The organism is Rhodoferax koreense (assembly GCF_001955695.1).
Taxonomy (GTDB): Bacteria; Pseudomonadota; Gammaproteobacteria; order Burkholderiales; family Burkholderiaceae_C; genus Rhodoferax_B; species Rhodoferax_B koreensis.
The window spans coordinates 4,745,029-4,765,833 of record NZ_CP019236.1; the positions used below are offsets into that span (position 1 = coordinate 4,745,029).

Genomic DNA, 20,805 nt, shown 5'->3' on the forward strand with positions numbered 1-20,805 from the left:
CAGATGAACAATCTAGACAATCTAAGCGCACTGAAAGTTTTCGCTCGAGCCGCGGAAACGCGTAGCTTCACGGAAACAGGAAACCAGCTCGGCCTGTCAGCCTCTGCCGTCGGCAAGGCCGTGGCAAGATTGGAAAAACGTCTGGGCGTTCGGGTTTTCCACCGAAGCACACGTAGCATTCAACTGACCGACGAAGGCAAGCAGTTGCTCGAAAGCTGCCGGCGGATCTTCGCAGAACTCGATGCCATGGAGTCAGGCTTTGGGGCAACGAGAACCACCCCACGCGGTCGCTTGCACGTTAGCCTGCCCTTGGTTGGAACGCTCATGATGCCGACGTTGGCAGCTTTCATGACCGCATACCCCGAGATCGCACTAGATTTGCACTTCTCCGATCATCTTGTTGACGTGGTCAACGATGGATTCGACGTGGTCGTCCGCACCGGCGAGGCAACCGACTCGCGGCTCATTGCCCGAAGCCTCGGCGAATTTCGCCTTCAGCTGGTCGGTGCGCCCAGTTATTTCCGACGCGCGGGGATACCGCGCACACCGGAAGACCTGCTGCAGCATGCGTGCCTGCACCATCGTTTCCCCACCAACGGCAAGCTCGAGCGCTGGCCGTTGACGCCATCGACAACGGGCAATGACGTGTCCGTGCCGGTCACAGCCGCCGCCAGCTCTATCGAGCCGCTTGTGGCGCTGGCAGAGGCCGGGCTGGGGATTGCGTGCGTTCCCGACTTCGCGTGGCGACCGCAAGCCGCCTCGGGCACGTTGGTCCAGGTGTTGGATACGTTCGTAACACACACGGGAACGTTCCGCGCCGTCTGGCCCGCCAGCCCTTACGCGTCTCCCAAACTTCGTGCATTTGTTGAGTTCCTGTCGGTGCACCTGCTTCCACCCGGCGACGTCGCCGCCAACGGGCGCTCGAAAGGTGCTCACCTCGTGCCTGGTTCCAAGACTTTGCCCGCAAACGCATAAAGCACCACCAGGGCAATCAGCCCGAGCAAGCCGCCGGCAATCACCGCCTGCGAGACACCGAATCCGTCCACCACAAGCCCTCCCACGAAAGAGCCAAGCGCAATGGAAGCTTGGAAATTGCCGACGTACAGCGCCATGCCTCCCTCAGGCACATGAGGCGCCGCCCGGGTCACCCACATCTGTAACGCCAGCGGCATGGCTCCGTACGCCAAGCCCCAAGCAGCCATCAACGCCAATGTCCAGACAGGTGTGTCACCCAGTACCGGCAACAACGACACGGACACAACAAACAGGGCAATCGTCGCGGCCAATGCAGTCTTCTCGTTGCGCCCTCCCAAGCCGCCGACGAGAAAATTGCCCACGAGCCCGATCAAGGTGTAACCGAACAGGATGCCCGAGATGGCGCGTGCGTCGAATCCTGTGTGTTGGGCCAGAAAGGGCGTCACATAGGTGTAGGCGGCGAACTGACCGCACAGCACGAGCAGCATCGCCAAAAGCCCGCTGCGCCCTGCCGAGGTGGCGACGATGCCAAGGAGTTCCCGAGCCGGCATAGCACGTTCAACTGGCAGCTTCGGCAACCAAATCGCCTGTGCAACAAAGGAAAGTATGGAGAGTGCAAGCGCCCCCCCAAAGGCGGCGCCAGCACCTGCAAGCTCACCTATGAGCGCACCTCCAGAGCCGCCGACGAGCATTCCGATCGATACGCCGGCAAAAATGATCGAAGTCGCTCGGCCAGCGGATGCCGCGGCCACCAGGCGCGAGCCAATGCCCGCCCCCACGGCCCAGAACCCTCCGAGCCCGATGCCGAACAAGATCCGTGCCGCAATCAACAGCGGAAAGCTGTTGGCAAGCATCGACAGCAGATTGGAGAAGATCAGCAACGCGGACAGTCCCAACAGCACCGAGCGGCGGTCCATCCGGCCGACACCGATCGCGACCAACGGCGCCGCGAATGCGGCCAGCAAACCGGGCGCGGTAACCATCAGGCCTGCGGTGCCCTCGCTGACGCGCATACCCGCGCTGATGTAGCGCAACAAGCCGATGGGCAGGAACTCGGTGGTGCAGAAAACAATCGCGCTCAGCGCGACAGACAACACTGCCAACCATGGGTTGGCGTTGCTCACTGTCGACGCGGAAGGCGGCGGAGCCAGGGTACTGGCCTGTGTATCGTGGGACATGGTTGATCCGATGAAGATGAGATGAAGAAGGGGAAACAGCTTTGCAGCGGGACTAGAAGGACCGCTCTGGGCCTTCACAGATGGTCAGGCCACGAGAGCAGTTGCGAAAGAGTTCTGCATTCCGAACACTGAAGAACTCGAAGTCCGGAATCGGCGGCCAGCCAGCATTCGAGCCATTCGAGTCCGGACTGTCCCGAACGCCAGATCCTTTTCAGAAGCAAGCCGCGCTCCCATACTTCTGGCATGAATACATCAAATACCTCTTCAATCGCCCCCCCATCCACGTCACACACAGCGAGACCCATCCGCGTCGGTCTTGTCGGTATCGGCAACTGGGGCCTGCACGGCCATGTCCGCGTGCTCAGCCTCTTGCCTGAGTATCAGATCACCGCCATCCATGCCCGTCGCGCAGAAGCGGCGCATGCTGCCGCGCAGCGCTACGGGATTCCAAATGTTGTTGATTCGGTCACCGCGTTGGTCAACCACCCCGACGTCGATTTGGTGGTTGTGCTGACCACCGCTCCTCAACATGAAGAGTCCATCCGCGCCGCCATTGCTGCGAAGAAGGACGTCTATTGCGAATGGCCCCTGACACCCAGCACGCAAACTTCGCTCGAGATGGTCCGCCTTGCCAAGGCGGCTGGCGTGCGTACGGTCGTCGGCCTTCAGCGGCGCCTCTCCCCCCACAACCGCTATCTGCGGGATTTGCTGAACAACGGTCATGTGGGAAAGCTGCGGTCGGTACGCATGCACGTCAGCATGAACTACTTCCAAGCCATGCGCTCCCAGGCGTTGCGCTGGACGGCGCCGCCGGAGAATTTCTCCAGCGTCATCGCGATCTACGCCGGGCACTTCCTCGATATGTTGCTCGACGCAACCGGCTGGCCAACCAGCATCAGCGCGCTGCTGGTCAATCAGTTCCCCGAAGTTTCCATTCGTGAAACCGGAGAAGTCATCCCTACCACCACACCCGACCAGCTCGTTCTCTCGGGGGCGCTGGACGGCGGTGCGGTTCTTACCGTGCACATCGAAGGTGGTAAGCGAAATGGCTCCGGGGTACAGATCGATATCACGGGCGATGCGGGCGACCTGAGGATCACCAATCGCTCGGCCTTCGGCGACGTGGGCGACGACTACGTGATCCAAGGCGCCCACGGCGACGACCTGCCTTTGCGTTCGATGCCGATCCCACAGTCTTATGACACTTTGCCGCCCTCTGCGCTGCCCTCGGCCGTGCTGGAGCTGGCGCAACTCTACGCAGCCTTCGCCCACGATGTGGATCACGGCACCCATCACGCTTCCACGTTCGATGACGCCGTACGCATGCATCGCCTGCTCGATGCGGCGAAGCTGTCGTCGGATACGGGGCAACGGATCAACCTCGAAGCCTGAAGGCACGTCGCAGCGGGTACGCATGCAATCCTTTGGTGATGGAGCAATACCTCGATGGTGAGGATGATGCCTTGCCAACGGTACTGTCATCAGACCAGCCCTGCTTGACTGGATGGAGTGAAAGAGCGCAGATCCATTCAGGGCGAGCAGGTCAACAGACTTCGGATCACAAGACCCATTTCTATCACCGGGGCAACCCCATATTCAACCAACCAGAACTTTCCACGAGGTCTTTTCACCATGTCAAAACTTTTCACCCCTGTGGCCCTCGGCCCTTATAAGCTGACGCATCGCGTCGCCATGGCACCTCTGACCCGCATGCGTTCAGAGGCCGGAGACAGGCCCGGCGCCCTGATGGCGCAGTACTATGCACAACGGACATCCGATGGCGGATTTATCGTGTCGGAAGCGACCGTCGCTTCAGCAAATGGCAACGGCTATCTCGGCTCGCCGGGCCTCTATGCCGACGATCAAATTGCGGGCTGGCGCACCGTCACAGACGCGGTGCACGCAAAGGGCGGGCGCATCTTTCTTCAACTGTTCCACGCTGGACGGCAATCGCATGCGGACATGCAGCCTGGCGGCGCTGCGCCGGTCGCCCCATCCGAGGTGGAATACGAGGGGGTGGCCTACACGTCCAAGGGCTGGGTTCCGAGCTCGCCGCACCGCGCTTTGACCGAGGCGGAGGTATCGGAATTGGTGCTGGAGTTCCGTCGCGCGGCACAACGTGGTCTGGCTGCGGGCTTTGACGGCATCGAGATCCACGGTGCCAACGGCTATCTGATCGACCAGTTCCTTCAGGACGGGAGCAACAAACGCAGCGATGGCTACGGCGGCTCCGTCGAGAAGCGCGCGCGTTTCCTGATGGAGATCGTCCGGGCGACGATCGAAGTCTGGGGCAGCCAGCGCGTCGCTGTACGTCTCGGCCCCAACGGTCACTTTGGCGAGATGAAGGACAGCAATCCGGAAGCGCTGTTCACTTATGTTGCTGCCCAGCTCGATGCACTGAACCTGGCCTATCTGCATCTGATCGAACCGCGAGTCAAAGGCAACGCCATCGATGACACACGCGATCAGGCGCCAGTAGCCGCACGTCTCATGCGTCGTCATTTCAGCGGCACGATCATCGCAGCAGGCGGCTTTACCCGGGAGTCTGCGCAGGCGATTATCGAAGAGGGCACAGCAGACCTTGTGGCTTTTGGACGAGACTTCATTGCGAACCCGGATTTGCCGGACCGTTTGCGCCGGAATCTATCGCTCAATGCCTATGACCGCGATACTTTCTATGGAGGCAGCGAACTGGGATATGTCGACTACCCGGTCTATGCGGACGAGACGGTGGCCGCATAAGCTTCCGCGCGATTTCTCCGATCCGCAGTCTGGTCGGAGCACATGCGGATCCGGCGGAGAATGCGGTGAGTGATCACGTGCGGCTGCCAAAAAAAGGCTGCCGTTGCGGGCACTTTCCCGAGAATGCAAGGGTGAATGCGGTTCGACGGCGCCGGAGCGACCTTTACCCTCGCGCAATGAACCACGCCGTGCGTGCTGCTTGAATCACCCTGTGGCTTTCACAGTCGAGGACATCCACAGGAGCCCTCCCCCCAAGCCACGCGTTCGGCAGTGCGAACCAGGTCGTGAGCTCCCAGTCGTCCATGATTGATCCAAGCTCCCCGATGAGGTCCTGGACAACCGGACGCACACAAGCGGTCTGCGGCAGGAATTGAAAGCCTGGAACAAGCACCTGGCTCTGCCACGTCAGGTGGACAATTTTTCGATCGACGATCCAGCGGGCAAGTCTCGAGATCGGTTGATCGCAAAACATCTGCAGTCGCTGTAGAAGTTGGCGCTCGGAAAGAATTCCTCCAGTGAAGCTGAACGCCAGTTCCAACGCTTGGAGCCCTCGCTCGCTGCACGGTGCCAACAACAACTCGTGCCACACCTTCGCATTGCAACCGTCACAGACCGGAGGTTCGCCCGCAGGCGCGGGAATCGCTGTACGCATGGCAACTCCGTTAAGGGTGAGGCGATCATTTCAGTGCACGTTCAGCTTTTTGAGAACCCTCCAATTTGGCCTTGACGTCTCTGTCTTTGGTGGGTCGTCGGCAGGCGTTCGCGAGGCCTGAGATACGGGTGACCAATGCGTTTTTGGCCCACCGTCCTTTGACGGGACAGCGGCAGTCTCCGGGGTCGTCGATGGCCGCAGACTCAGCTATCTGCAGTGTTATACCCACGGCATTTGTCGAATGACGCCGCTATTAGGCAAAGACGCCCAGCACATGCAATCTTCGCGGGAGACAGTGCACGACCATAAGCTCTCTTACTTATTATGAGAGGGTCAATATGCCAGTTACCGACCGCACCGTGGAACTCAACAGATCCGTGGTCAAATCGTTTTACGAGGGTGGTGTGCGAGGTGACATCACGGCCATCGCGTCCCACCTGCACGACAAATTCGTTTGTAGCGCGCCCAACTATTTGCCGTGGGGTGGCAATACACCGAGCGCATATGGCTACCTCAACGTGGTGTTACCCCAAGTTGCCAAAGTCCTCGACTTCAGCCGCTTCTCGTACGACAGCATGACGGCCGAAGGTGATCACGTCGTCGCACTCATCAACGTTGGCGTCAGTGACACCGACGCAATGATCAAGATCTCCGAACATTGGTCGCTCGAGAACGGCAAGGCACGTTCGATCTGGGTTGCGTACTACGAGCCTGCCGCGCTGTTGGAGCGCATCGCGCGAACCGCGTCTTCGCGCTGAGCGCGCTTTCTGAAGGATCACCAAATGAACACATCCCTAGCCCAAGCCGACTTTGGCGCACGCGACTCTGCCATTCGCTGCCAAACATATTCGCCGGTGCAGATGCACCCAGGCGTACCCCGCGAGACGTTCGCTGCCTACTGGCGGGACGTTCACGGCCCGTTGTGCTCTCGATTGCCAGGCCTCGGCTTCTATGTCCAGCATCATTTTTCTCGCACGATTTACGCAAACCTCTGGCCGCTGGCGCCTGGCGTACGACGCATCGACTTTCCGCTCGACGGAGCCGTCGAGATCGGCTTTCCGGACGCCGATGCAATGGAACGGTTTGGCAAGGCAAGCCCCCTACTCTTCGGCGACGAGGTGAACGTCTTCGGCTGGGATGCCGCCTATTTCCTGCCTAACGGTTCGCGTACCTTCGTGGACAAGCAGGCCGACGGCATCCCCAACGGGCCCGACAGGCTCCATAGGCTACATGTCTATATGCATGCGAAGACAGGCGTAGACATGAAGGCGTGGGTGACCGGCTTTGCCGAAACCCTGGCCGCCGACCAGGCTGTGTTGAAGCTGCGGTTGCACCTTCCCGAGCCTTATGACAATACAAACCCCCAGCCCCCATCTCCGGTGGACCATGAGGTCCGCAAGGACATGCTGGAACTGGCTGTCATGGAGATCGGCTTCGAAACCGCCCTCACCGCGCGCCGGTTTTTTGAAAGCGAGCGTTTCAGTGCAACGAAGACGGGTCAGTCGGCCCACATCGAAGCCATGGCCGCACACTTCGTCACCGGGGTCTACACCTTTGTACGAGACAGCATACCTACGACAGCCGGGCTGCGTGGAAGCCGTGTAGCGGAGATCATCGAGGCAGTCGGCGCCACGAACCATCTGCTCGGCGATGTGACCCGCCTTTTCACCAGGTCGTGACGTCGTATGCGGGGACGCAGGCTGGTCGCGCAACGCCAGATTCCGCTGCCATCGCCTGAGCACGGCGCCATGCTCCGGGACTGACTCCCGTTTGTTGGGAAAAAACGCGGGTGAAGTGGCTTTGATCTGAAAAGCCGGTGCATAAGGCAATGTCTGCAAGCGCCGTGCCTCCTTGCCGCAGCAGCGCCTGCGCCTGCGCTACCCTGCGTTGACGCAGCCATCTTTGCGGAGGCATACCCATCGCGTTTTTGAACGCGCGCAGGAAACCGCTTGGCGAAAGACCGCAGACACGAGCCATTTTTTCCAGGCTGATGCTCTCGCCGGGCTGTCGGTCAAAAAGCTCATGCAAACGACAGTGCTGCCATGGCGCAAGTCCGGCTCGATGACCCCCTTCTTCCTGTGCCGAGTAGGCATGGGCGAGGTGGCTGCGCAGCGCCAAGAAAAGATGGTTGATGTAGGACCGGTTTTCGCCGGCGCCGGCGCCGAGGTACGGCAACAACAACCGTCCCAAGCTGTGGACGACGGCATCCTTGGCCAGGTCCCGGACCTGCAGGGTACTTCCTCCTGCTTCTCTGAGTGCGCCTTCAGGAACCAAGAAGGCCAACAGATGGAATGGATCTGCAAAGAACATCGCGGGTCCTCGCCGCAGGTCATGCACGCACACGTCGCCAGGCGACAAAGACGCGGTGAACGCCTGGCGGCCGTCGATCCAGGTCTCGTAGCGCTGCACATCGGTCATGCTCAGGGTGATGAGGTACCCATCGTGGCGAGGCATCCGTTTGCTGAATCCGAACCCGTTGGCGTCGTATCGCAGTTCTGTCAACGCCAGGCTGCTGCCGGACGAGGTTGGCCCCACCAGGGTGGCCGGGTTCTTCAGTCGAAAGCATTGCCCGAGGTTGCCTGCATAAAGTTCTGTGCGCACGGTCGTGTTCCTGCTCGTAGTCTTCGGTCAAGTTAGCAGCCGTCTCCCTGAGCCACCAGCCTCCTTGGGACAGGCCTGGGTACGCCCTAGGTCGGAGATGCCTTCGTGACTTCACCGCACATTGCCTCCTTCTCCAACGGGTGTTTTCAAATCGACTAAGCTTGCCGTCCTTGCTTCCTACCGAAAGTCCGATATTGCAAGCCTCCCGCATTTCTGTGCTGGCCGTCGACGACCATCCCCTGCTCAGAGAAGGCATCGCCAGCATGCTTGGGGAGGCAGGGGACATTCACCTGGTGGCCCAGGCAGCCAACGGCCACGAAGCGATCGAGTTGTACAGGCTCCATCGGCCGGACGTCACGCTGATGGACATCCAGATGCCAGGCATGAGCGGCATTGAGACGCTGATTGAGATCCGCAGGGAATTTCCGAAAGCACGGCTGATCATGCTCACGGTTTACCGCGGAGAAACACAGGCCCGGGACGCGATCAAGGCTGGCGCCTCGGGCTACCTGCTGAAAAGCATGGTCCAGAAGGAATTGCGCGATGCCATCCGGCTGGTGCATGGCGGGCAACGCTACATCCCCGCAGAAATTGCGGCTCAGCTGGCCAACAGCATGGCGTACGAAGATTTGTCGCCGGCCGAGATCGAAGTGCTGCAGCTGGTAGCGTCTGGCTTTTCAAACAAGCGCGTCGCCGCCGCGCTCTCGATTCCCGAAGAAACCGTCAAATCACGGATGAAGAGCATCTTGTCAAAGCTCTCGGCAAATGACAGAACGCATGCCGTGATCCTTGCCCTCAAGCGCGGAATCATCGATGTGAGTTAGGGCGAAAACACGCGGGCGGTCGGGATTTTGTCTAAGGTACTGCCGCGAACACGCCCTCCGGGCCCACCGAGACGTCGGCCTCGGCTCACAAGCCCACGTCGCTCCGCAACTGCCACCGCATGTGTCCGGCTTTTTACGTTGAGCTTTCCGAAAACGGTTCGAAGATGCGATTTGATGGTGCCGACGGCGAGGCCCAACTCCCTTGCGATCTCCTTGTTGCAAAATCCCTCCACGACAAACTGCAAGACCTCTTCTTCACGCAGCGTTAGCGATTCCTCGAAAATGCTTTCAGCCAGCCGGTGGGCGATGTGTGTTCCCACGTACACGCTTCCTGCGGAAGCCTGGCGGATCGCTGTGGCAAGCTCCTCAAGCGAACAGCCTTGCAGAAGATAGCCCTTGGCGCCCTTTTTTAACGCAAGACGGATGTCACTCTCACGGTCGTTCGTGGTGATGATGAGCACCTTGCCGTAGTCGCTGTCCATCGGAGACGAGAGCAAGGCCAGACCGCTCTCAAAATCCGTGGCGACGATGTCAACGGGGTAAGCAGAGGAGCTGACGCAATGTTCAACGACCTCGAAGTCGTCAATATTCCGGCATGCTGACGACAGTCCCGCCTGGGCGATCGCATCTGTGTGGCTCACGAAAATCCGAATCGGTAGATTTGAAGTCATATAGCCTCATCACGGTGATTGCAAGTTCGGAGGAAATCTCCGATGTTGTTAACGATATCACTGCAATTGAACGCTATAAGACTGATTCGGGGCGAAAAAAATGACTCTTTAGAGTCTCGCATCAAAGCATCGCGATGATCCCGCGCTGCAGCGCCAGCGTTACCGCGTGGGTTCGATCGTTCGCTGAGAGTTTGGCCAGGATGCTCTTCATACGCGATTTCACCGTTTCCTCGGGAATATCCAGAGATTCGCCGATGCGGCGGTTGGAGTAGCCCAAGGCGGCAAGCTTCAGTACCTCGATCTCGGCGACGGAAAGGGACCTTGCGGCCTGTTGTGCAACAGGTACCACTCGATAGATCGATCCGGCATGAACGGTCCGCACCGCATCGAGCAAATGGGTTGCAGCGTGGGATTTCTGTAAGTAGCCTGCCGCACCTGCAGCGAAGGCTTCGCGCATCTGCGATTCGTGACGATGCAAGGTCAGGATCAACACGCGCGCATCCGGTGCCATGACCAAAATCGTTGCCATGGCTTCGATCCCATTCATGCCGGGCATCTGGATATCCATGAGAGTTACATCCGGGCGAACAAGAGTGAACTGGGAAATTGCGTCGAGACCGCTACCAGCGTGTCCGACGAGCTGAATATCTGGCGCAAGCGCGAGGATGTCCTCGATGCCTTGCATTAGCAGTGGGTGGTCGTCTACGACCAGCACCTTGATCCTTTGGATAGTCACGAGCCTCCTTTTGCATCGAGCCGCGAGCGTAGAGCATTGCGGGCATCGTGGCGAGGGTCGGCATGGCTTTGCGACGCTTAAGCCTCGAATGATCCATGGGCACTCTTTCCTTTGGCATAGCTGCGATGCCTCCCAATGTTCCACCTGCCTCCATCGAGTCATGAATCTCCGCACCTGTGTGCGTTACCGCGGTTGACGGATGGCGGAACACTAGGTCCTCTTCGCCGCCCACCAGGAAAAACCATGACAAGCAAACACCGCCTTGCCCGATTCTTCAACCTCAGCGCACTCGCAGTCGCTGCCTTCACAGGAGTTCTTATGATTTCGACCCCCAAAGATGCCATCGCCGCCGGCAGCACAACGTCAGGCGTCCGCAATGTTGTGCTTGTCCACGGCGCGTGGGCAGACGGTTCGAGCTGGGCGAAGGTGATCCCCTTGCTTGAAGCCAGCGGTCTGCATGTGGTGGCAGTTCAAAACCCACTGACCTCCTTCGCGGACGACACCGCGGCCACCAAGCGCGCCATCGCACTTCAAGACGGCCCGGTGATCCTCGTTGGCCACTCATACGGCGGTGCAGTGATCACGGAGGCGGGGGTCGACCCGAAGGTGGCCGGACTGGTGTACGTGGCTGCATTCGGACCTGACGCCGGCGAAGAAGTAGCGGAGCTTGGCAAGTCGGCTCCCGTGCCCCCAGGCCTAGCGGAGCTTCGGCCCGATGCAGGCGGGTTCTTTCTGCTCACATCGAAGGGAATGCTCGAAGACTTTGCGCAGGACCTGCCGCTGGCGGAGCGCAAACTGATGTTTGCCACCCAAGGCCCAACCAACGGCGCAGCCCTTGGCGGAAAAGTCAGCGTCCCGGCCTGGAAAACCAAGCCCAGCTGGTACGTCGTGGCATCGAACGACCGGATGATTCAACCGGACACCGAACGGCAATTCGCCAAGCGCATGAACGCAAGAACGATCACGCTGGCGTCCAGCCATGTGCCCATGCTTTCGCATCCAGCAGAGGTGGCCAAGCTCATCGTCGAGGCTGCTCAAACGGCCGGCGCCAAGTAGTCCGACCGTACGTCGCCGGAGAGCCTCATGCAAATCAGCAACAACACGATCTTCATCACAGGTGGCGGGTCCGGCATCGGCCGAGGCTTGGCCGAGGCGCTGCACAAGGCCGGTAACCAGGTCATCATTTCCGGCCGGCGCAAGGCCTGGTTAGACGCGACGACCGCTGCGAACCCAGGCATGGCATCGGTCGAGATGGACGTATCCGACCCCGTCAGCATCAGCACGGTGTCCGCCCAACTCATCCGCGACTTTCCAAAGTTGAACGTTGTCATCAACAACGCAGGCATCATGCTGATCGACGACGCGTCGACGGCTATCGACGAGACGCTTTTGCTATCCACGGTCACGACCAACCTGCTCGGGCCTATCAGAGTGACCGCTGCATTCATCGAGCACCTGAAGCAGCAACCCGACGCAACGATTTACAACGTTTCTTCGGTTCTAGCGTTTGTGCCACTCGCGATCACCGCGGTGTATTCATCGACAAAATCGGCCATGCACTCCTACAGCCAATCATTGAGATGGCGCCTGCAGGGCACCTCGGTGAAAGTGCGGGAGATCGCGCCGCCTTGGGTGCAAACCGACCTTCTCGGCAGCAACAACGAACCTCGGGCCATGCCTTTGGCCCCGTTCATCGCCGAGCTGATGACCCTGATCGCGACGGATGAGAACGAGCTCGTCGTAGAGATTGCCAAGCCCATTCGCGCTGCAGTCGGCCCGGATAACGGCACGTTTGCCCTGCAGTTCAATGACGCCTACGTGGTATAGAAGGAACCGACAATGACGGCGAACTTTGTGCCCTCGGGAAGCATTCCGAAGCCGCTTTACTGGCTGTCCTTTGGAGCCTTTGCGATCGGCACGGAGGGCTTCATGATCGCGCCGTTGCTGTCCGGGATCGCTTCCGACCTCGGCGTGACCATCGCGGCCGCCGGCCAGTTGGTGACGGCATTTGCTCTAGCCTACGCGCTGAGTTCGCCGGTCCTGGCCGTGGTCACCGGAAACGTCAACCGGCGACGACTGCTGATCGCATGTCTGGCGGCCTTTGCCGCTGCGAATCTCGTTGCCGTGCTGTCGCAGGGCTACTGGCAACTCATGGGAGCACGCTTGCTGCTCGCCTTCACTGCGGGCCTGTACGTGCCCAGTGCGAATGCGGTCGCTACCGCACTGGTGGCGCCGACTCGCCGGGGGACCGCACTGTCCATCGTCACCGGTGGCACCAGCCTTGCCATCGCCTTGGGGGTCCCCTTGGGAGCGATCGTTGGCCACATGTCGGGGTGGCGCACGACCTTCGGAGCTGTCGCGATCCTGGCAAGCATTGCCACTCTGGGGCTCGCCTCGGGCTTGCCCCGAGGGTTCGGCGACGACATCGCAGTCGCTTCACTCGACGCCCGTTTGGCGGTTGCACGCAACCCCCGCGTTCTGCTTGCCCTGCTCGTCACCACTTTGTGGGCAACTGGTGCCTACACGTTCTATACCTATGTCGGAAGCTACATGGCCGCGGCCGTCGGCCTCGATGGAGCACAGTTGAGCGTGATGCTGTTCGCATGGGGTCTTTCCGCCGCCTGTGGTGTCTTCGTTGGCGGCCGGCTCACAGACAAGATCGGGGCCGCTCGAGTCATCGGGCCGGCCCTTGTGCTGCTTGCCACGGCCTTCGTCGGCCTCTGGTTGGTTGCCCGCTGGATCACGCCGAGCGCGGCACTCGTCCCGGTGGCTGCGCTCGTCGTTCTTTGGGGGATGAGCGCATGGTCGTTCTTCCCGGCGCAACAGGCGCGCCTGATCGGCATAGCGGGCGCACCTGTCGCGCCGGTAGCGCTGTCGCTCAATGCGTCGTTCATGTTTCTGGGTTTCTCTCTCGGAGCCATGCTTGGCGCCGTTACGTTAAGCCGCGGAACGAGTGCCGATCTTGGTTGGGTGGCTGCCCTGTGCGAATTGGCAGCGCTGCTTCTTTCTTGGGCCATCTCGCTTTGTCCCGCACCAGGTCCGGTCAACGCACGTGTCGCCTAGCCGCGCGGCGAGGAGGCTCCCAGTTTTTTCAAGTCCACCCGGTGAAGTCCCATGGACTTGCAAATCCAGGTCACGAGCTGGCTCAACCCGGCAAAAACGCAGTTGAAGCAAAGCTTCAGCCATCAGTCAACGATCCGAACAGGAGAAATACATGCGGTCCACAACCCACGAACAGAACAAAGCAGCGGTGCTGGAAGCCTTCGACTTGCTATTCAACAAGCGCGATTACACAGCGGCAGAGCGGTTCTGGTCGGACAGCTACATCCAGCATAGCGCGCATATCCCGGCCGGCCGGGCGGGCCTGTTCGACCTCGTGCGCTTGCTGCCGCAAACCCTGGTGTACGAAAACAATTTAATCATGGCCGAGGGTGATTTTGTCATCGCACACGGACGGTTCTCCGGCCACGGCCGCCCCGCTGCCTGGATTGCAGCGGACATCATCCGCCTAGAGAACGGCAAACTCGCCGAACACTGGGACGTGCTGCAGGACGAGGCCACCCAGGCAGGGTCGGCCAGCGGCTTGCCGATGTTCGGCGATCGATTTCCTTCTTGACTCTGGCACGTCGCCATTTGCAGGCCGTTCTCCTTCGTCGGCATGTCGCCCGTTGACGTGAACGGCAGGAAGCGCGAAGCAAGCTTGGCACCTGGTGCACAATCAGTTGCAAATCGACCGCCTTGTCTGCAGCGGCTTGTTGGTGATCGACCGAGGTGAAAACTTGAAGTGGCTGAGCGCGTTTCAGAAGATGCTGGCTCTGGCAATCCGCTGTCGCCGGTCCGCGCCTGCCCTTCTTTTGGCTTTGGCTTGCGCCAGCGCATTCGCGCTTGATCCAGAACGGCAGCTCTCGCAGATTCATCACCAGAAGTTTTCGCTGCGACCCAACGCTGCAAGCGAAGTAGCGGCACTTACGCAAACGGCTGATGGTTATCTATGGGTAGGCACCACCTCGGGTCTGTATCGGTTCGATGGGGTAACGTTCGAACTTGTCTCGTCGCTTGGTGGACACAGTATTGCCCGGCTGCCTGTGTTTCAGTTGACGTCTGATCCTGACGGCGGCATCTGGATCGCCTACGGTGGGGGGGCAGGTGTCGGCTATTACAGAGATGGCCGCTACACAGCGTTTGATCCAGAAAAGGGATGGGACAGCATGGTCTCGACGGCCGTGGATCAAACGGGTGTCGTCTGGGCAGTTGTCGGTCGACGACTGGTACGGATCGAGAACCAGGTTCAACATAACCTTGGTCCGGAATGGGAAGTACCGGATGGTCCCGTGCGAGAAGTCATCCTTGATCGATCCGGAACAGTCTGGGTCTCGATGACGGGGCACGACGATGTCCTTTACTTGCCTAAAGGCGCAACACGATTTTTACCTGTTGGCGAATTCGTTGGCTCTGGCTTGCTTGCAGCCGGGCCAGACGGCACGATTTTCGCGTCCGGTCCACGTGGATTGCGCGCAATCGTACGGGACCGCACGGGTCGCCCCACACGCGTGGTTTACATTTCCCGTCAGGCCTTCGGTCGTGTCCTCATAGATCGTGACGGAGGCCTGCTGGCAAGCACCACGAGGGGCTTGGCGCGCATCGGCGACGCACTTCGCCTGCTTGAGCCGGATGGTGAACGCGAACTCATGTCCAACTCGCTGATGGCGACTGTCGGGGAGTCGCCAACCATGGGAGTCGCGTACACCATGCTGGAGGACCATGACGGTAATATCTGGATCGGCTCGTCTGCTGGACTTGACCGCTTCAGGGATAGCAAGTTCACGCCGGTGCGTGGGCCGGACACATCGTTCACTTACAGCGTTGCGGCGGGTCCGGGTAATTCGATACTTGCCGCCAACTGGAACTCTGGCCTGTTGAAGATTGAGGGACATTCCCGTGTGACGACGGTTGAAAACGTCGGTCCGCAAATCAGCGCGCTCTACACCGACCCATCTGGCTCTGTTTGGGCGGCTTCACCATCGAAGCTGTGGCATTCCGATGCGTACGGCGACTTTAAAACCGTTCCGGTCCCGCCACGCCTGCTACAACCCTGGGTTTCGAACATGGCCATGGACACCGCAGGTGACATTTGGTTGTCGTCCAATACGCTGGTACGGCGATCGGGCACAGGTGAATGGAGCAGTCTGCCGCGCGACAATGGTTTTGGGGACCGATCGGCTCCCCGTGCCATGTTGGCCGACCCTGCTGGCGGCACCTGGTTGAGCCGGGGCAGCGACATCATTCGGATCGAGGATGGGGTGCCTCGCGACATGGTTGCCCTGTCCAAGCGGGTTCAGGTGGGAGCCATACAGTCCTTTGCACAACGCAACGGGCACCTGTGGATCGCCGGCCTCAACGGCGTCGCACTCATGCTCGGAAACGAGGTCCTCAACCTCAAGGTAGCGACGGGGCCGCCATTCAGCCAAATCAGCGCCGTGCTGGAGACAAGAGAGGGGGATCTGTGGGTGCGCGGCGCCGATGACGCCTGGCTAGTGAACCGGGAGGAGTTGAGGCGCGTGTTGGTCGACAAACACCTCGCGCTCGAGGTCGAACACTTCGATGCACTTGATGGTCTTGCCAGCGCTGGATTGCGAACGAAATCGATGCTTGCACAAGCTGGCGATGGCACGATCTGGTTTGGCACGCGGCAAGGACTGGCTTGGATCGACCCCAAGCAGCTTGCTCGTCCAACGGTGGCGCCCCGCTTGCGCGTCAAATACGTGACGGTAGATGGAACGATGCGGTCGGCCAAGGAGCCGATCGTATTGCCACCGCTGAGTCATCGGTTGGAAATTGCTTACACCGCCTTGGAGTTGGGCTACCCGGAACGCATCGAGTTCAAGTTCAAGCTTGAAGGATTCGATCGCGAGTGGCAATCTGCGGCCGGCCGACGGATTGCCTACTACAACGACCTACCACCGGGAAATTACCATTTCCGCTTTATGTCGACCGACCGGACGGGCCGTTGGCATGAGGACCCCGCAGACCATGCTAGCGTGGAAATTCGAGCGATGCCGGCCTGGTTCGAAACATTTTGGTCCAAGGTGGCGGCGGTCATACTGATGGTACTCATCATTGGATCGCTCTTTCGCTTACGCATGCGTCACGTTACGAGCCAACTCCAGAAAAAGTTAAGTTCCCAGGTCGCTGAACAAGAACGAATCGCGCGCGCGCGCCAGGACGAGCGCGATCGCATCGCACGCGATCTCCACGATACGCTGATCCAGAGCACCCAGGGACTCATCTACATCTTCCAGGGTTTGGCTGACCGCGTCGTAACGGACGAAGGTACGCGCATCAAACTGGACAACGCCCTGGTGCGCGCCAACGAGGTGGCCATTGAAGGCCGCGACATGATCGAAGACTTGCGCTTGCCCGTGAACTTTGCCCCGGATCTTGCTCGCGCTTTTGAAGAAATCGCCAGCGAAGTCGGCGAAGGACGGGGAACGCAGTTCGACGCTGCGGTAAAAGGCACCGTGCAAAAGATCGAGGCGAGCGTCTATGAGGCTGTTTGCCGCATCGGCCGAGAAGCCCTGATCAATGCCTTTCGGCATTCCCGCGCTACTTTGATTCGTGTGCAAATCGAGTATGGCAAGGACAATCTGTCGCTGTCGGTCAAGGATGATGGGATTGGCCTGCCAGTGGAGATGCGATACGCATCTCGTATACCCGGCCACTGGGGTATACAGGGCATGCGCGAACGAGCAGATCGGATCGGTGCAAGCTTTCAATTGCTTGCCGATACCGAAGGTGGGACAGAAATGCGGCTGACCATTCCCGCATCAGAAGCGTACACAGCACTAGCCAAAGCGTCATTCCGAGCCTGAGCGCGTGATCGCTGGCGCGGCGAGCATCAGCAGTAGACCTGACTCGTTTGAGTCATCTGCAAGGGTACTTCGGCACGATGCCATTTTGGGGCGGGAGCCTGACACTGAACGTCTCCAGTCAAAAACTTTTAGGAACATGATGAAGTGCTCTCTGCGCATTCCTGTACCGAATCTGCTTGCGGCATTCGCGCTAGCAGTCGTTGTTTTCGTTTCACCAAAAGTTGATGCGGCGGCGCCATTCCAACATCTCCAAGCTCCTGGATTTTTTAGGATGATGCTGGGTGATTTTGAGATCACCACGCTGTATGACGGTGACGTCAATCTAGACATGCATTTGATGCAAGCGAATGAGCAACTGTTGGCACCTTTGCTCAAAGCCGATTTTTCAGACACCAAATTTTATAAAGGCTATGTCTGCGGATTTCTTATCAATACCGGAAGCCGCCTAATTCTCGTGGACGCAGGCTCCGGTGGGCACTGGGGACCGCCAACTTTGGGAAAATTGTTGGCCAATCTAAAAGCTTCGGGATATCAACCCGAGCAGGTCGATACCGTACTCATCACCCACCTGCATCCTGATCATGTACCTGGAATAGAACTGCCAGATGGCAATCGCGCCTTCCCCAACGCAAAAATTCGAATGGCCAGGGCGGAAAGCGATTTTTGGTTGTCCAAGTCTACCCAGACAAAAGCGCCTCCAGAAGCACAAGAGTTTTTTGACATCGCACAAAAGGCAGCCGCACCTTACATCAAAGCCGGACAATGGTTGCCTTTCGATGGAGACACCGAACTGTTGCCAGGGATCATGCCGATTCCCATTGCAGGTCATACCCCAGGACATACGGGGTACGAGGTCAGTTCAAAAGGCCAAGTCTTGTTGATTTGGGGTGACGTGGTCCACGCCGAGCCAGTACAAATTCCGCACCCGGAAATTACAATTGCTTTTGACGCCGATTCGGAATCGGCTCGAATAAGCCGCCAAGACTTATTCCAATCGTTAAGCAGCAGCGGTAAGCTAATTGCTGGGCCGCACATGCCCTTTCCTGCCATTGGCCATATTCGCAAGGATGCAGATGGCTATGTCTGGGTTCCAATTCCTTATATTGGAAGTCTTCCCGATTGATTGTTAAGACCCGTGCCTCATTTGGTTGCAGCCTTCGCAGCAGACCTGAAGGCACTGGCCAGATCGCTCTAACCAGCGGGGTCAGGTAAGCTGCCTGGCTTTTGTACCAACGCAGTTCATAATGCGTGACCAGACACCGCGGCCTTGCGTCTAGCCAGTCCATCCCTCTGTCTAGACCAACTATGTCCGCATGTCTCAACCTGACCGCTCGGGTCGTCTTTCCGTTCGACATCAAGTTCGTCGCCCTGTGCACGGCCTTGTGCGTTTCCCAGGCCGCATCCGCTCAGACTCTGGCCGTGCCGGCCACCCAAGCGATAAAGAGCCTGTCCGTCGTCACCGTGAACGCCAGCGCCGATGCCTCGGCTGGGGGCCTGTCGCCGGCCTATGTCGGTGGGCAGGTCGCACGCGGCGGACGCGCCGGGATTCTGGGCACGCAGGACAACATGGACACGCCGTTCTCGATCACCAGCTACACCAACGAGTTGATCCAGGACCGCCAGGCCAGAAGTGTCGGTGACGTGCTGCAAACCGATCCTGGCGTGCGCGTGGCGCGTGGCTTCGGCAATTTCCAGGAGGCCTATTTCATCCGAGGCTTCATCCTGAGTTCGGACGCCGTCGCCTACAACGGTCTGTACAGCCTGCTGCCGCGCCAGTACATCGCCACCGAGTTGTTCGAGCGCGTCGAAGTATTGCGCGGCGCCTCGGCGTTCCTGATTGGTGCCAATCCGGGCAGCGGCGGCATCGGTGGCGCAATCAACCTGCTGCCCAAACGCGCGCCCGACGAAACGCTGAGCCGTGTGACCACCGGCACCGGCAGTGGCTCCCAGGCCAACCTGGCGGTCGACGTGGCGCGCCGCTTCGGGCCGGACAACAGCACGGGCATCCGTGTGAATGCGGCGGCGCGTGACGGTGGCACGGCTGTCGATCACGAAAAGGCCAAGCTGGGCTTGCTCGCCGTCGGGCTGGACTGGCACAGCCGCGACGTGCGCCTGTCGGCCGACATCGGTTATCAAAACAACAACCTGCGCGAGACGCGGCCGAGTGTCAGCTTGTCCGGCGTCACCAGCGTGCCCGATGCGCCCGATGCCAGCGCAAACTTCGCCCAGCCGTGGTCGTACGCCAACGAACGCGACACCTTCAGCACACTGCGTGGTGAATTCGACATCAACAACATGCTGACGGCCTGGGCCGCCTACGGTCTACGCCGCAGTTCCGAGGCGAACTCGCTGGCCAATCTCAGCGTCACCAATTCAACCACCGGCGCCGGCACGACCTACCGTTTCGACAACACCCGCAAGGATGCCGTGGACACCGGCGAGATCGGCATCCGTGGCAAGCTGCGTATCGGCGCCATCGGCCATGAGTGGGTGGCCTCGGCCTCGAGCTTCGAACTCGAGACGAAGAACGCCTTTACCTTCGACTTCGGCAACCAGCGCGCGACCGGCCTCTACAACCCTGTCAGTTATGCGCTGCCGGCGTTCAGTGTCACGGCGGTGACGGCCAACGCCGGCGGTCCGGCCTTAAACACCCGCACCAAGCTGCGCAGCTTCGCACTCGGCGATACCTTGTCCTTCCTCGACAACACGCTGCTGCTGACATTGGGCGCACGCCACCAGACGCTGGAAACTCAGAGTTTTGCGGTTAACACCGGTGTTCCCGGCACGCCGTACAGCCAGAGCCGCACCAGCCCGGCCGCCGGCGCGGTCTACAAGCTGAACAAACAGGTGTCGTTCTACGGCAACTACATCGAAGGCCTGAGCAAGGGCGACACGGCGCCGGCCACGGCAAACAGTGCGCCGGTGACGAACCGCGGCGACATGCTCGCGCCTTACGTGTCGAAGCAGAAGGAAGTCGGCGTCAAATACGATGGCGGCCGCCTCGGTGGCGCAGCCTCGTTGTTCTCGACGACCAAGCCACGCGCCTACACCAATGCCGCGCAGGTCTTCAGCGCCGCCGGCGAAGACGAGCATCGCGGCCTGGAACTCACGGCTTACGGCGAAGCCAGGCGCGGCCTGAAGGTGCTGGGCGGCATCACCTGGCTCGACGCCAAGCAGAAAAGCACCGGCTCGGCCGCGACCGACGACAAACGCGTGATCGGCGTGCCCAGGCTGCAGGCCAATCTCGGTGCCGAATGGGCCGTGCCGGCGGTGCAAGGCCTGGCCCTTGATGCACGCTTGGTCTACACCGGCACCAGCTATGCCGATGCGGCCAATGCCTTAAGGGTGTCCGGATGGACCCGACTCGACCTGGGCGCACGCTACCTGATGGAACTTCAGGGTCGAGTGGTCACGCTGCGCGCCCGTGTAGACAATGTGGCCAACCGAGATTATTGGGCTTCGGCGGGTGGCTCATCGGGCTCGGGTTATTTGGTGGTGGGTGCGCCACGCAGTTTCGTGTTGAGCGCAAGTGTCGATTTCTAGTCGCCAATGAAGTT

18 protein-coding genes are annotated in these 20,805 nt (G+C 59.9%); 13 read left to right on the forward strand and 5 right to left on the reverse strand.

Going from position 1 to position 20,805, the window contains the following annotated elements; all coding sequences use genetic code 11:
• Positions 1–3: 3 nt before the first annotated feature.
• The gene (locus tag RD110_RS22005) at positions 4–975 is read left to right on the forward strand and encodes a LysR family transcriptional regulator (RefSeq protein ID WP_076202015.1); all 972 of its coding nucleotides are present in this window, start codon (positions 4–6) and stop codon (positions 973–975) included.
• Here the strand turns inward: RD110_RS22005 and RD110_RS22010 are convergent.
• Positions 933–2,153, reverse strand: a complete 1,221-nt coding sequence (locus tag RD110_RS22010) for an MFS transporter (protein WP_076202017.1) — start codon at positions 2,151–2,153, stop codon at positions 933–935. The two genes, RD110_RS22005 and RD110_RS22010, sit on opposite strands and share 43 nt — an antisense overlap.
• A 357-nt stretch (positions 2,154–2,510) precedes the next feature.
• Here RD110_RS22010 and RD110_RS22015 point away from each other — a divergent pair, with 357 nt between their 5' ends.
• Together RD110_RS22015 and RD110_RS22020 are read left to right on the forward strand one after the other, a co-directional pair.
• Positions 2,511–3,545 (forward strand): Gfo/Idh/MocA family protein, encoded by a 1,035-nt coding sequence (locus RD110_RS22015; RefSeq protein WP_239467094.1) that lies wholly within the window; start codon positions 2,511–2,513, stop codon positions 3,543–3,545.
• 240 nt (positions 3,546–3,785) lie between these two features.
• Positions 3,786–4,895, forward strand: coding sequence for an alkene reductase (locus RD110_RS22020; protein WP_076202020.1), 1,110 nt, complete (start codon positions 3,786–3,788; stop codon positions 4,893–4,895).
• A 163-nt stretch (positions 4,896–5,058) separates the two neighbouring features.
• Here the strand turns inward: RD110_RS22020 and RD110_RS28160 are convergent, their stop codons facing one another.
• On the reverse strand, positions 5,059–5,547 hold the full coding sequence (locus tag RD110_RS28160; protein WP_157900292.1) for a hypothetical protein: 489 nt from the start codon (positions 5,545–5,547) through the stop codon (positions 5,059–5,061).
• 338 nt (positions 5,548–5,885) lie between these two features.
• On the opposite strand from RD110_RS28160, the gene RD110_RS22030 reads away from it, so the two are divergent.
• On the forward strand, positions 5,886–6,305 hold the full coding sequence (locus RD110_RS22030) for a nuclear transport factor 2 family protein (protein WP_076202023.1): 420 nt from the start codon (positions 5,886–5,888) through the stop codon (positions 6,303–6,305).
• Between the two features lie 24 nt (positions 6,306–6,329).
• Positions 6,330–7,226 (forward strand): EthD domain-containing protein, encoded by an 897-nt coding sequence (locus tag RD110_RS22035; RefSeq protein WP_076202024.1) that lies wholly within the window; start codon positions 6,330–6,332, stop codon positions 7,224–7,226.
• On the opposite strand, the gene RD110_RS22040 is transcribed toward RD110_RS22035, so the two are convergent.
• Positions 7,213–8,148: a helix-turn-helix domain-containing protein gene (locus RD110_RS22040; RefSeq protein WP_157900293.1), complete on the reverse strand. Its 936-nt coding sequence runs from the start codon at positions 8,146–8,148 to the stop codon at positions 7,213–7,215. The genes RD110_RS22035 and RD110_RS22040 overlap by 14 nt on opposite strands.
• A gap of 170 nt (positions 8,149–8,318) precedes the next feature.
• Here RD110_RS22040 and RD110_RS22045 point away from each other — a divergent pair, with 170 nt between their 5' ends.
• Complete coding sequence (locus RD110_RS22045) at positions 8,319–8,972, forward strand: response regulator (RefSeq protein WP_239467095.1); 654 nt, start codon at positions 8,319–8,321, stop codon at positions 8,970–8,972.
• Here RD110_RS22045 and RD110_RS22050 read toward each other — a convergent pair.
• Together RD110_RS22050 and RD110_RS22055 are read right to left on the reverse strand one after the other, a co-directional pair.
• Complete coding sequence (locus tag RD110_RS22050) at positions 8,969–9,643, reverse strand: response regulator transcription factor (RefSeq protein ID WP_076202028.1); 675 nt, start codon at positions 9,641–9,643, stop codon at positions 8,969–8,971. The two genes, RD110_RS22045 and RD110_RS22050, sit on opposite strands and share 4 nt — an antisense overlap.
• Before the next feature lie 121 nt (positions 9,644–9,764).
• On the reverse strand, positions 9,765–10,358 hold the full coding sequence (locus RD110_RS22055) for a response regulator transcription factor (protein WP_239467096.1): 594 nt from the start codon (positions 10,356–10,358) through the stop codon (positions 9,765–9,767).
• A 264-nt stretch (positions 10,359–10,622) separates the two neighbouring features.
• Here RD110_RS22055 and RD110_RS22060 point away from each other — a divergent pair, with 264 nt between their 5' ends.
• From RD110_RS22060 to RD110_RS22090, 7 genes are all read left to right on the forward strand, one after another.
• A complete protein-coding gene (locus RD110_RS22060; protein WP_076202029.1) occupies positions 10,623–11,435 on the forward strand; it encodes an alpha/beta fold hydrolase in 813 nt (270 codons plus the stop codon).
• 27 nt (positions 11,436–11,462) lie between these two features.
• The gene (locus tag RD110_RS22065) at positions 11,463–12,206 is read left to right on the forward strand and encodes an SDR family oxidoreductase (RefSeq protein WP_076202031.1); all 744 of its coding nucleotides are present in this window, start codon (positions 11,463–11,465) and stop codon (positions 12,204–12,206) included.
• 12 nt (positions 12,207–12,218) lie between these two features.
• Positions 12,219–13,442, forward strand: coding sequence for an MFS transporter (locus RD110_RS22070; RefSeq protein WP_083686444.1), 1,224 nt, complete (start codon positions 12,219–12,221; stop codon positions 13,440–13,442).
• A gap of 151 nt (positions 13,443–13,593) precedes the next feature.
• On the forward strand, positions 13,594–13,995 hold the full coding sequence (locus RD110_RS22075; protein WP_076202032.1) for a nuclear transport factor 2 family protein: 402 nt from the start codon (positions 13,594–13,596) through the stop codon (positions 13,993–13,995).
• A gap of 94 nt (positions 13,996–14,089) precedes the next feature.
• Entirely contained in the window at positions 14,090–17,248 is a 3,159-nt protein-coding gene (locus RD110_RS22080; RefSeq protein ID WP_162277373.1) for a sensor histidine kinase, read from the forward strand.
• 139 nt (positions 17,249–17,387) lie between these two features.
• The gene (locus RD110_RS22085) at positions 17,388–18,371 is read left to right on the forward strand and encodes an MBL fold metallo-hydrolase (protein WP_083686705.1); all 984 of its coding nucleotides are present in this window, start codon (positions 17,388–17,390) and stop codon (positions 18,369–18,371) included.
• Positions 18,372–18,553: 182 nt separating this feature from the next.
• Positions 18,554–20,791, forward strand: a complete 2,238-nt coding sequence (locus RD110_RS22090; RefSeq protein WP_083686447.1) for a TonB-dependent receptor — start codon at positions 18,554–18,556, stop codon at positions 20,789–20,791.
• The last annotated feature ends 14 nt before the right edge of the window (positions 20,792–20,805 follow it).